Genomic DNA, 12,469 nt, shown 5'->3' on the forward strand with positions numbered 1-12,469 from the left:
TGGATACTATTTTTGGATCGAAAGCTTTTGGTTTGCGTCAATGCTCGCGCCGCGCTGCCATGCTTTGGTTGTGCCCAAAAACATCTGACTTGCTGCGAAAATCCACAGCATTGGGGTCAGTTGGTCAAAGATGAGAGCGGCTGAAAGCATGAAGATGAACACGCCCTCGTCAAATGCGAGAACCTTTTGCTGTTCCTTGAGAAACCATTTGAAGTTGGCAAGGATGCCAAAGCCCAATCCAGCCACGGGCTCCCGTCGCTTTCGTTGCGCCATCTTCGCGGGGTATTCGGGATCAAGCGCTGTCTCGATTTCCAGCGCGACGTACTTCACATAGCCGCGCAGCCCATAAAAAGAGATGCCGATCAGGGCGAGAAATACTGGCACGACACTGAGCGATTGAGAATAGGCCGCAAAGCCCGCTGCCCCGAACCAAAGGGTCACCTGCACCTGATCTGTGACACGGTCATAATAGCTGCCAATGGCTGACGACACTTTGCGATAGCGCGCCATTTGTCCGTCCATGCAATCAAGAATGTGGCTCAGATGGATGAGAACAGCCGCAGCGATGAATCCGCCGAAACCACCGACCAAAATACCAATGGTCGCGATGACAGCGACAACAAAGGATGCGGCAGTGATGCGGTTCGGTGTGATCGCTGGAACGTCGACGGCCCAATAATTTGCAACGATGCCAAGAGGTGCTGTCACAAATGAAGACCACCATTCGTCATCGGCGGTTTTCGTCGCCCAAAGCCGCATGAATTTATCCCTCATAATCTGACCGTTACCAGTTCTGGCTTTGGACGTGCCTGGATGGTTGGATTGACGATCTTCGGTCGGATCGGGGAAACATCGCCCGCCACCTCTGCCTTCAGTTTCACCAATACGTCCCTCAAGGTGCTCAGGAAAAACCGGATATCGAGATCCGACAACTCGCCGATGTTGCCAACCTGAAAGACTTTCCCGGCAAAACAACCTTTGCCCTCGTAGATGATGATTGATGTCTCACGCAGCCTGTCTCGCAAGTCTCGGACCAGGATCGACGGAGGCACCCTGACTGTCGTCAGGACCGCGCACATGTCTGCTTCATCCAGTACGAATTCAAGGTTCAGCTTGCGCATCCCCAATCGAAGCTGGTCAGCACGGCGGCGTATCCGTGCGATACGGTTGGCGAGACCCTCGGACAGAATATTCGTGAGCGCTTGTTCGAGGGCAAAAAACAGGGGAACAGCGGGCGTATTGGGCGTTTGGCTATGCTGCTTGAGAAAGCGATAGAACGTCGCAAGGTTGAGATACGTTGTCTTGGCGGCATGACGTTTCAGCTTCTTGAACTGCTTCTTGCGCCCGATTACGAATGACAGACCGGGGTAGGACCCGATCGCCTTGGAGCTGGAACTGGAACAGAAGGCAATATTGCAGCCCTCCATATCAACGACTTCCGCACCAACCGAACTGACACCGTCGACCACAAAGATCGCGCCATGATCCTTGGCCAGTGCCCCGATCACATCAAGCGGGTTCAACATACCCGAGCAAGTCTCGTGGTGAACCATTGCCACAACATCGATTTTATGGGCCGCAAGATAGGCTGCAATCCGGTCTGCGTCGAAAGGCACCCCCCAAGGCTGCTGCAGTAGATGGGTGCGTTTGTTGTGAATAAGCGAGGTCTTGTGCAATCGCTCTCCAAACTCGCCATTCGACAGGATCAGAATTGCGCCGTCGCCGACAACCGATGACAGGATCGCCTCATTTGCGGCAGTGCCTGATCCAGTGATGACAACGGCGCGATAGCGATTGCGTTTCTTGATCTCAAATAGCGTGAGCAGCTTGTGCTCAATGCTGGCCAAAAGACTATCAAAGTCCGCTTCGCGGTGACAGATATCTTCTTTGCAGATTGCGTGGCGAAGAGATGCGGCCACATTCACAGGACCGGGGGTAAAAAGCAGGTATTTATCCAAAATAGGTTCAATCTTCATCGACCTTCCCCCCTTGAGGGTAAAGCCGCTACGCCCATGATATCTTCACACGCGAGGGGCGCGTATGAACATCGAGAGGGCACAAATCGATTTCGAGAAAACGGCTCGAAAAGTTGCCGTTCACATGTCGTCCGAAAATTGAACGCGGGCAGAACTGAAAATAGCGTAACACCACACGAAGTGTGCTTCAGGCGGTTCGTGCGCACCGAAATCCAGCGCCCGTGAGCCGCAAAAAGAATAATATTCAAGTGTCGTGATAGGCGGACAAGGCATGTCGCTGCAGGTTGCCTTGTCTTGAGTTCTCCGCAGGCATTTTTACCGCGAAGATGCATCACTATCCAGCAAATACACAAATAGCAAGGGACCTCTGCCGCAGTTGACTGCGCGGTCGCATATGCATAGGCCACAGGTCTTATGGTCAAACTCATGTCACTCAGTGACCTTGCACCACACTATGACGGCTTGCTCTGCGATATCTGGGGCGTCCTGCACAACGGCATTGCCGCCTTCCCGGACGCCGTTGATGCCCTGTGCAAATATCGCGCACAAGGCGGGGTCGTCATTCTGATCACCAACGCGCCGCGATCCAACCAAGTCATCTATCCGCAATTGGCGCGTTTGGGGGTGCCGCACGCGGCATTCGATGCTGTCGTCACTTCAGGCGATGCGGCGAACCGCTTGCTGCAAGAGCAGCCCGACACGGCCCTGTTTCATTTCGGTCCGCCGCGGGATCAGTCGATCTTGGATGGTCTGACCCACGCGATGGTTGGCAGTAGGGACGCTAAAATCTGTCTGTTAACCGGCCCATTGGATGATGGGATCGAAAGCGCTGAAATATATCAGCCTGCATTGCTTGAAATGCGTGACAACCTGGTCGACATGATCTGCGCCAACCCTGATCTGGTCGTGAAAAGCGGCGACCGCACGGTGCTCTGTGCGGGCTCAATTGCGCAGTTGTATGCCCACCTCGGTGGCAAGGTGATCTACGCGGGCAAGCCAGAGGCCTCAATCTACGACGCGGCCATGACGCAAATTACGATCGCTGCAGGGGAAAAGATGTCAAAAAGTCGAATACTTGTTGTGGGTGATGGCTTGCTGACAGATATCAAGGGTGCTGCTCAGAATGGTTTTGACGCTTACTTTGTCACGGATGGCGTTCATTCTAAAGAAGTGGGTGTCCTGCGAACCCCCGAGGACTTAGGGCGTGCTTACGGCATGATCAGGCGCCAGTGTCCCAAGGTCAAACTTGCCGGGATCTGTGATCAATTGCGCTGGACCTGAACGAAGAAGATAGAATAGCAGATCAGCCTGCTAACCTTCGGCACAAACGGATTCACTTTGCTGTATACGGTCGCAATGTCCCGAAACCCGTCATTGGCGCAACCGTAGCGAATTCGCTCCTTGTTCGGCGTAGCGGACCTCGGAGCAAATTGCGGCGAAGGTCGCCGCCCCCGCCCTGCTCTCCCAGAAAATCTCCCCGACTTCGAACAAATACCCTTAGTTGCCTGACGCTGCGCATTTCTTCCGAAGCTTTAGTTGCGAGTTCGATTCCCGTTACCCGTTCCAGCCCATCAGATCAGCGCAGTAGAACGTCACCATACTGGTCCCGCAAGTTGCGCTTTAGCACCTTGCCCGTGGCGTTGCGCGGCAGCACGTCTGTGAACACGACCTTGTCGGGCACCTGCCATGTCGCGATCTTGCCGTCGAAGATTGTTAGTATCTCCTGTTCGGTAGGATTGGCCCCGTCGGCCCGGACCGCAACCAGCACCGGGCGCTCATCCCATTTTGGATGTTTCGCGCCGATGACGGCGGCGTCTGACAGCAAGGGATGCGCAATGGCGATATTTTCGAGCTCGACCGAGCTGATCCATTCCCCCCCTGATTTGATGATGTCCTTGGAACGGTCACGGATGGTGACATAACCGTCGGCGTCCATCGTGGCGATATCGCCGGTGTCGAACCAGCCATCGGTCAGCGTTGCCGCGCGGTCAGAACGGAAGTAGGCGTCCAATATCCAATGCCCACGTGTGACCAGATCGCCCTGGCTCTTGCCATCATGGGGCAACGGCTGGCGGTTTTCGTCCCAGATTTCCAGTTCGACCCCAAATACCGGACGCCCCTGATTTTCGCGTAGCTTGTGCTGCGCGCCTGACGGCAGATCGGTGTGTTTTGCCAGTGGTTTGTTGACGGTACCCACTGGCGACATTTCCGTCATCCCCCACGCGTGGATGGTTTCGACGCCGTAAGTTTCCCGAAACGCGGTGATCATCGATGGCGGGCAGGCAGAGCCGCCGACCACGGTCCGCCTTAGGCTGGCGAGCGTGCTGCCGGCCTGTTTTGCAGCCCCCAGCAACCCCAGCCAGATGGTCGGCACACCGAGTGCCAAAGTCACCTTGCAGCGGTCGATCAGCCCGACCAGCGATGCGCCGTCAAGGTTCGGCCCCGGCAGCACCATCCGCGCGCCGACCATGGCGCTGGCATAGGGGCAGCCCCAGGCGTTGACGTGGAACATCGGGACGACAGACAGCACCACATCCTTGGCTGAAATGGCGATGCTGTCGGCCATATTGATGCCGAATGAATGCAGGACGGTCGACCGATGAGAATAGAGAACGCCTTTGGGATTTCCCGTAGTTCCCGATGTATAACAAAGACTTGACGCAGTTTGTTCATCCAGTTCTGGCCAGGCGAAATCCGCCGATCCTGTGGCAAGCAGATCATCGTAGAACATCAAACCGGGTAGCGTTTCCGCTGCTTGCTTGTCTGTGCCGGACATCAGAACAATGTGCTTGAGATGCTCCAGCTTGTCGCGGATGGCGGCCACCAGCGGCACAAATGTCTTATCAATAAAAAGCACCTCGTCGGCGGCGTGGTTCAGGATATAGACAAGTTGCTCGGGAAAGAGCCGCGGATTGATGGTGTGACAGACAAACCCGGCCCCCGACGTGCCAAAGTAAATTTCAAGGTGCCGCCGGTTGTTCCAGGCGATGGTGCCGCAGCGGGCTTGGGCCGACAGACCAAGCGCCGTCAGCGCCGAGCCCAGCCGCCGGGCATTGGCGGCGACCTGGCCCCAGGTGACCTCTTCTACCGTGCCATCGGTGGATACCGAAAATATCTGCCCATCCGGATGATACCGTTGTGCGTGGGTGATCAGACTGGAAATCAGCAGCGGTTTCGTCATCATCTGGCCAAGCATACGCAGGTATCCTTTTGTTACGTCGAATTTGTTAATTGGATCTGCATCAGACTGGTCAATGTGCGTTACACTTGCAAGCCTCACGCGCGGGAACTAACAGACGCCATGACCATGATTTATCACACCCCGCTTGATGTCGGCGCGCAACAGGTCTTGGGCATTTCGCCGCCACAGCCGCTTGCCATGGGCGACCGGGTACGGTTTTCCGAACTGGACGCGCTGCGCCACGTCAACAATGCCGTCTATATGGAATGGTTCGAACGGCTGCGCGTGCGTTACGTGCAGGATTGGGGGCTGTCGGGCTACGACGCCGCGACCGACCCGCGTATCGTGATCCGATCTGGGCAGATCCATTACCGGCAAGAAATGCTGATGGACGAAGATTACGTGGTGACCTGCGGCTGTCTTGCCTATCGCAACACGTCATTCACGCTGCGCCAGCAATTGTGGTCGGGTGGCGGTTTGCGGGCGACCTTTGACTGTGTCATCGTCCTGCTAACCCCCGATGGCGCAGCCCGCAGCGCGATCCCTGCGGCGGTGCGGGCACGGTTCGACACGATTGACGGGGCCAAGCCCGAAGGCTGAGCCAACGCCCGCGGCCCCTGCCCGGTCATTGCAAAGGACGACAGATGAATTTTCTTCAGATTACTTCGCTTTTGATCGTTATGGCCGGTGCCTTTGGCGCGATCAATTACCTGTTTCTGAAACTGCCCTCGGCCATCGGTATCCTGGTCGTGGCGCTGCTGGCGTCTTTTGCCCTGCTGGGGGTCGATCTGATCTGGCCGCAGTTGCTGATCGCCGACACGGTGCGCGCTATCGTGACCAGCATCGACTTTTCCGAGGCGCTGCTGGAGGGGATGTTGGGGCTGCTGCTGTTTGCCGGCGCGCTGCATGTCAAGCTGAGCGACCTGCGCGAGGAATGGGTGACCGTCTTCCTGATGGCGACACTGGGCATTGCGCTGTCGACGGTGATCGTCGGATTTGGCTTTTCCTGGCTGACGGGCATGCCGATCATGCTGGCGCTGGTTTTTGGCGCACTGATTTCGCCGACCGATCCGGTGGCGGTGCTGGGTGTGCTGCGCGAAGCCGACCTGCCCAAAGCGCTGGAGACCAAGATCGCGGGCGAGAGCCTGTTTAACGACGGTGTTGGCTATGTGGTGTTTTTGGTGCTTGTCGGGCTGGCATTTGGTGCCACCGGCGATCATGGCCCGGCCGAAAGCCCGCTGATCGGTGCGGCGCTGCTGTTTGTGCAAGAAGCGCTGGGGGGCGCTGCTCTGGGGGTGACGCTGGGCTGGCTGACGTTCCGCGTGATGCGGTTGATCGACGATTATTCGCTGGAGGTGCTCTTGACGCTGGGCCTGGCGTTTGGCGGATATGAGTTGGCGGTGGCGCTGCACGTATCGGCGCCAATTATGGCTGTCTGTGCGGGGCTTTTGATCGGCGACGTCGGTGCGGCGCGCGGCATGTCCGAGGTCACCCGCCGCTACGTCGAGGCGTTCTGGAAGCTGATCGATGAAATCCTGAACGCGGTTTTGTTCCTGCTGATCGGGTTCGAGGTCTTTGCCATCGCCTTTTCCCAAGACATGATCCTGACGGGGATTGCCACAATCGCACTGGCGCTGCTGGCGCGGCTGGCGGCGGTGGCAGTGCCGATCGGTCTGTTGAAGCCATTTCGCAGTTTCAGCGCGGGGGTGACGCCGATCATGACCTGGGGCGGACTGAAGGGTGGGATTTCGGTGGCTTTGGCGTTGTCGCTGCCCGAGGGCGAGTGGAAGCCGCTGATCCTGACATGTACCTACATCGTGGTGGTGTTTTCGATCATCGTGCAGGGGTTGACCGTGGGGCGCCTGGCCAATCGGCTGGGGCGCGCGCCTGACTTAAGGTGATCGCCTGTTTCGGGCGTCGGATTGAGGGGTGCGTTCCGCCCCCCTCAAACTCCCCCCTGAGGAATATTAGGACCAAAAAGAAAGCTAAGAGTGTCTAGCCTTGATGGGTGTGGACGTAGTTGATCATCGCGGCGGTTGAACCGTCCTTGCCATCCGGGGGCGCGCTGCCATCGACCACGGGGTGCAGTGATGTGGCCAGTTCCTTGCCCAGTTCGACGCCCCACTGATCAAACGAGTTTATGTCCAGGATCACCCCTTCGACAAAGACGCGGTGTTCATAAAGCGCAATTATCTGGCCCAGTGTGAAGGGATCAAGCTGCGGATAAAGCAGCGTCGTCGAGGGGCGGTTGCCGGGGAAAACGCGGTGGCGGGCCTGACGGTCAAGCTCGGCCCCGGTGAGGCCCTTGGCGGCCATGATCTTGCGCGCCTCGTCAAGCGAGCGGCCCCGCATCAGGGCTTCGGACTGGGCGAGGCAATTGGCGATCAGCAGTTGGTGGTGGTGCGCAAGTTCATCCTCGTGGCCCTTGGCGGCCAGCAGGAATTCGCAGGGAATGACGCGGGTGCCTTGGTGGATCAACTGATAGAAGGCGTGCTGGCCGTTGGTGCCTGCGGCACCCCAGACCACCGGGCCCGTGTGGCGCGGGCTGGCGCTGCCATCCATGCACACGCCCTTGCCGTTGGATTCCATTTCCAGCTGTTGCAGGTAGTCGGGCAGCAGCGCGAGGCGTTGGTCATAGGGCAGGACGGCGCGCGTGGCATAACCGCAGATCTGGTTGTGCCAGATGCCGACCAGCGCCAGCATGACGGGCAGGTTTTCATGCAGCGCGGCGGCCTGAAAATGACGGTCCATCGCCTGACCCCCGCGCAGAAAGGCATCAAACCCCTTGGGTCCAATGGCGATCATCAGCGACAGACCGATGGGTCCCCAGACGGAATACCGACCGCCGACCCAATCTTCAAAGCCAAAGACCTGCGTCGCGTCGATGCCAAAATCGGCAGTCTTGTCCTCGGCAGTACTGAGCGCCGCAAACTGCGTTTTCGGGTCACCGCCGTGGTCGAGCATCCAGGCGCGCGCCGTGCGGGCGTTGGTCATGGTCTCGACCGTGGTAAAGGTCTTGGACGCGACGATGACCAGCGTCGTCTTAGCGTCCAACCCACGCAGCGTATCGGCAATATGCGCGCCATCTACGTTCGAGACAAAATGGCAGCGCGGTCCATCGTGGTAGGGCGACAGCGCCCGAACCGCCATCGCCGGGCCGAGGTCGGAGCCGCCGATGCCGATGTTCACCACATCCGTAATGGCACTGGCGCGGATACGCTCGGCAAAGGCGCGCATCCGGTCAAGTGCTGCGTGGACAACTGGCATTACATCGGCGCCGTCGACCAGCACTGGCCCACCATCAAGGTTGCGCAGCGCAGTGTGCAGCACCGCGCGCCCTTCAGTCTGGTTGATTTTTTCGCCTGCAAACATCGCGTCCCGCCGCGCCGTCACGTCTTGGGCAGTTGCCAGCGCAATCAGGGTGTCACGCGTGTTTGCGTCAATGTTTGTCTTGGCATAGTCAAACCGCATGTTTTCGATCTGGATCGAAAAAGCATCAGCGCGGTCGGTGCCGTCGAACAGTGACAGCAACGCGCGGTCGGCCACGGCCAAGTGTTGGTCTTGCAGGATGGTCCAGATATTCATCATGCGGCCCAAAATACTTCCAAATCGTTGAGAACCGCGGCGATTGGTGCCTCGTCGGGGGACAGGCTGGCGGCGCGTTCAATTGCTGCGCGCTTTTGATCGCCAAAGATGACAAGATGTTTGTTCATCGCCCCATTCAGCACATGCGCAGGCAGGGTGACGCGCGGCGTGGGTTGGCCCGCCGGGTAAACCGGGCAGAGCAGCGGTGCATCTGGCGCAAGGGCGGCGGCGAGCCCCGCATCACCAGGAAACATCGAGGCCGTGTGCATGTCGTCGCCCATGCCCAGCAGCAGCACAGAGATCGGCAACGCCTCGGCCAGACCGGGTGCGACCTGTTCGGCACCCTCGCCCACCGACAACCCCTCGCGGAAGTACGGGATGAACCGGGCGGCGGCCGCGTGATCTGTCAGCAGATGCTGGCGCACCAGACGCGCATTTGAGCGGTGGTCGTCCTCGGACACCCAGCGTTCGTCGGTCAGCAGGACATTCACCTTGTGCCAGTCCATCGCCGTGGCGCTGAGCATTTCAAAGATCGGGCCAGGCGTGGTGCCGCCCGGCACGGCAAAGGTCACCGCGTCATTGCCTGACATGGCTGATTTCAACTTGCCTGCCAGTATATTGGCGACATTCATGCACAGCATTTCACGGTCAGCATATTCGACGATGTTCATGGGGTAACCTTTCGCCACTCTCGGCCATCGCGCCGCATCAGTTCGGTGGAATCTGTCGGCCCTTCGGAGCCGCTGTCGTAGGGTTTAGGCACGTCGTTGCGCGCCTCCCAGCCCTGAATGATCGGATCGGTCCAGGCCCAGGCCGCTTCGACCTCGTCGCCGCGCATGAACAGGGTCTGGTTGCCGCGGATCACGTCCATGATCAACCGCTCATAGGCGTCAACCTGATCGGCCCCTTCCGGCCCCAGCGCATCGGCAAATGTCATGTCGAGCGGCACATCGACGAGACGCATACCGCCCGGCCCCGGTTCCTTGATTGTCACGCCCAATGTGATGCCCTCATTGGGTTGCAGGCGGATCGACAGCACATTGCGATGGCGGCCCGCGTCGTCGCCAAAGATCGAATGTGGCGTGTCCTTGAACACCACGGTGATTTCGCTCGACCGCGCCGCCATCCGCTTGCCGGTGCGCAGATAGAACGGCGTGCCGGCCCACCGCCAATTGCTGATATGGGTCTTGAGCGCGACAAAGCTTTCGGTGCGCGAGCGTGGATCGTCCACGGCGGTGCGGTAGCCGGGCATGTCGGCCTCGTTGCACGGTTCGGCCTGATATTGGCCGCGGGTAATGTGATGCGGCAAGACGGGGTCGAGCGCGCGGATGACCTTGAGTTTTTCATCGCGCACCGCGTCGGGATCAAAGCGCGCGGGCGGCTCCATCGCGATCAGACACAAAAGCTGCATCAGGTGGTTCTGCACCATATCACGCATGGCGCCCGATTTATCGTAGTAATCGCCCCTGCCCCCAACGCCCACGGTTTCGGCCACAGTGATCTGGATATGATCAACGTATTGCGCGTTCCACAGCGGCTCAAACAGCATGTTGCCAAAGCGCACGGCCATCAGGTTTTGCACCGTTTCCTTGCCGAGGTAATGGTCGATCCGGTAGATTTGTGCTTCCTTGAAATAAGTCGCAAGCGTCGCGTTCAGCGCACGGGCTGTTTCAAGGTCGCGACCAAAGGGTTTTTCGACCACGATGCGGCTGTCCTCATCGGCCATGCCCCACTGCTGCAAACGCTCGGCCAGATCGCCAAAGAGCGAGGGCGAGACCGAGAAATAATAGGCTTCGATCCTGCCCTTGCCGGCCATCTTGGCCTGCAAATCTGCCCAGCCGGTATCGCCCCGCGCGTCAATGGCGATGTAATCAAGCTGTTTGAGGAAGGCATCCAGATGGTCCCGGTCGTCGGTGCCGCCGAACTCCTCAATCGCGTCGGCGACCATCTCGCGGTAGCCCTTATCGTCCATCTCGGAGCGTGCCGCGCCGATGATACGGGCGTCAGATGGCATCTGGCCGGCACAAAAACGGCGGTACAGCCCCGGCAGAATCTTGCGCCGGGCCAGATCGCCGGTGCCGCCAAAGATCACCAGATCGAATGTGTCGACGGGAATAACGCGCGAGACCATATGCTATCCTTTGTGTGTCTGGATCAGACTTCTTGACACTGTTAGCGCAAACATAGCCACATTTCCCTGCTTCACAAGACTGTGCATACCTGTGCTTGGACTTTTCATAGCCAGACAATAGTTTACAGCCACGACCAAAGGCAATCGTGCAAGGAACCGCAATGAAAGATCTCGCGCAGGCGAACAATGGCAAGTTTGAAGACCCGCAGGTGACCGCCAAAGGCGCGCGTCGCGCCAGCGTTGCGTTGCGCGATCCTCAGACTTTATGGTTTAATACCGGTACCTTGTGCAATATCGAATGTGTGAATTGCTATATCGCGTCCAGCCCCAGCAATGATGCGCTGGTGTACATCACCGCCGACGAGGTGCGCGATTACCTTGATCAGATCGAGGCGCGCAATTGGCCAGTGCGCGAGATTGCCTTTACCGGGGGCGAACCGTTCATGAATCCGCAGATGGTCGACATGGCCGAGGCGGCGCTGGCGCGTGGATACGCAGTGCTGATCCTGACAAATGCCATGCGCCCGATGATGCGAAAATCTATGCAAAACGGTCTGTTACGCCTGAAAGACAGCTATCCTGGCATGCTGAGCTTGCGGATATCGGTCGATCATTACCGACGCGACCTGCACGATGCGGAACGTGGCGATGGGGCGTTTGACAAGACGCTTATTGGTATGGAATGGCTGCGCGATCATGGATTTTCGATGGCTGTGGCGGGGCGGTCCGTGTTTGGCGACAGCGATGCCGACAGCCGCGCGGGCTATGCGGCGTTTTATGCGGAACACGGGTTTGATATTGATGCCTATGATCCCGGTCAGACCGTGCTGTTTCCCGAGATGGACGAAAATATAGAAGTGCCTGAAATTACAACCGATTGCTGGGGTATCCTGAACATATCGCCTGATGCTGTCATGTGTGCGTCGTCGCGTATGGTGGTCAAACGTAAAGGGGCGAAAAAGCCTGCGGTTCTGGCCTGTACCCTGCTGCCCTATGATGCGGAATTTGAATTGGGCACGACATTGGAAGAAGCCGAGCGCGATGTGGCGCTGAACCATCCGCATTGTGCGAAATTCTGTGTGCTGGGCGGGGCGAGCTGTTCCGCCTGAGGCACTGAAACGGTGATGCACCGCGTGTACACCGGATGTACACCGCGCGTGCATACGCCGACCCAGAACCGGACGAAAGCCTGCCCATCAGACCAATTTAGTGCAGGGTAAACTCCCCCACCTGATTTTGCCATTCACCGGGCCCGATCATCTTGCGGTGGGTAAAGCGGACCGAATGCAGCGGGCCTTCGATCTCAGTTTGCCAAAACTCGACAAATTTGAACAAGCGGGGATGATCCGGTGCGATGTCGTAATCTTGCCAGATATAGCTGTTCAGCACATGGGTATAGTCGGGCATCCGGTAGAAGAACTCCGCCGTTGTCAGCCCATATCCCTTGAGCATCAGTTCTGTTTCACTACGGGGCATGTTGCGCCTCCTTTTCTGCCTCTGTACAAGCAGCTTGGCAGGCAATATTTACTTTTCAATGAAAACAGTATGTTGGCACTTTCACCCGAGTGCTGCCAGTGCGTTTTGGCCACAGGCATT

11 protein-coding genes are annotated in these 12,469 nt (G+C 58.2%); 4 read left to right on the forward strand and 7 right to left on the reverse strand.

Annotated features, from left to right (window positions below):
• Positions 1 to 6: 6 nt before the first annotated feature.
• A complete protein-coding gene (locus AC1965_RS08535; RefSeq protein WP_483886849.1) occupies positions 7 to 774 on the reverse strand; it encodes a CDP-alcohol phosphatidyltransferase family protein in 768 nt (255 codons plus the stop codon).
• Positions 771 to 1,976 carry a pyridoxal-phosphate-dependent aminotransferase family protein gene (locus tag AC1965_RS08540; protein WP_483886850.1) on the reverse strand — a complete coding sequence of 402 codons (1,206 nt, stop codon included), beginning with the start codon at positions 1,974 to 1,976 and terminating at the stop codon, positions 771 to 773. The genes AC1965_RS08535 and AC1965_RS08540 overlap by 4 nt, the downstream gene beginning before the upstream one ends.
• 426 nt (positions 1,977 to 2,402) lie before the next feature.
• Between AC1965_RS08540 and AC1965_RS08545 the strand changes: the two genes are divergently transcribed.
• The gene (locus AC1965_RS08545; protein ID WP_483886851.1) at positions 2,403 to 3,257 is read left to right on the forward strand and encodes a TIGR01459 family HAD-type hydrolase; all 855 of its coding nucleotides are present in this window, start codon (positions 2,403 to 2,405) and stop codon (positions 3,255 to 3,257) included.
• A gap of 295 nt (positions 3,258 to 3,552) precedes the next feature.
• On the opposite strand, the gene AC1965_RS08550 is transcribed toward AC1965_RS08545, so the two are convergent.
• Positions 3,553 to 5,172, reverse strand: a complete 1,620-nt coding sequence (locus AC1965_RS08550; protein WP_483886852.1) for a long-chain-fatty-acid--CoA ligase — start codon at positions 5,170 to 5,172, stop codon at positions 3,553 to 3,555.
• A gap of 105 nt (positions 5,173 to 5,277) precedes the next feature.
• On the opposite strand from AC1965_RS08550, the gene AC1965_RS08555 reads away from it, so the two are divergent.
• Both AC1965_RS08555 and AC1965_RS08560 read left to right on the forward strand, forming a co-directional pair.
• Positions 5,278 to 5,757 (forward strand): acyl-CoA thioesterase, encoded by a 480-nt coding sequence (locus AC1965_RS08555; RefSeq protein WP_483886853.1) that lies wholly within the window; start codon positions 5,278 to 5,280, stop codon positions 5,755 to 5,757.
• Positions 5,758 to 5,801: 44 nt separating this feature from the next.
• A complete protein-coding gene (locus tag AC1965_RS08560) occupies positions 5,802 to 7,058 on the forward strand; it encodes a cation:proton antiporter (protein WP_483886854.1) in 1,257 nt (418 codons plus the stop codon).
• A 94-nt stretch (positions 7,059 to 7,152) separates the two neighbouring features.
• On the opposite strand, the gene pgi is transcribed toward AC1965_RS08560, so the two are convergent.
• From pgi to zwf, 3 genes are read right to left on the reverse strand one after another with little or no spacing between them, the layout of a single operon-like run.
• Positions 7,153 to 8,745 carry a glucose-6-phosphate isomerase gene (pgi, locus tag AC1965_RS08565; protein WP_483886855.1) on the reverse strand — a complete coding sequence of 531 codons (1,593 nt, stop codon included), beginning with the start codon at positions 8,743 to 8,745 and terminating at the stop codon, positions 7,153 to 7,155.
• A complete protein-coding gene (gene pgl, locus AC1965_RS08570) occupies positions 8,742 to 9,413 on the reverse strand; it encodes a 6-phosphogluconolactonase (protein WP_483886856.1) in 672 nt (223 codons plus the stop codon). Before pgl ends, pgi begins: the two co-directional genes overlap by 4 nt.
• Positions 9,410 to 10,873 carry a glucose-6-phosphate dehydrogenase gene (zwf, locus tag AC1965_RS08575; protein ID WP_483886857.1) on the reverse strand — a complete coding sequence of 488 codons (1,464 nt, stop codon included), beginning with the start codon at positions 10,871 to 10,873 and terminating at the stop codon, positions 9,410 to 9,412. Before zwf ends, pgl begins: the two co-directional genes overlap by 4 nt.
• Positions 10,874 to 11,034: 161 nt before the next feature.
• Between zwf and AC1965_RS08580 the strand changes: the two genes are divergently transcribed.
• Entirely contained in the window at positions 11,035 to 11,982 is a 948-nt protein-coding gene (locus AC1965_RS08580; protein WP_483886858.1) for a radical SAM protein, read from the forward strand.
• A 97-nt stretch (positions 11,983 to 12,079) separates the two neighbouring features.
• Here the strand turns inward: AC1965_RS08580 and AC1965_RS08585 are convergent, their stop codons facing one another.
• Positions 12,080 to 12,349 (reverse strand): usg protein, encoded by a 270-nt coding sequence (locus AC1965_RS08585; RefSeq protein ID WP_483886859.1) that lies wholly within the window; start codon positions 12,347 to 12,349, stop codon positions 12,080 to 12,082.
• Positions 12,350 to 12,469: the final 120 nt, after the last annotated feature.

The sequence above is a fragment of the Sulfitobacter sp. KMM 9851 genome, assembly GCF_057178245.1.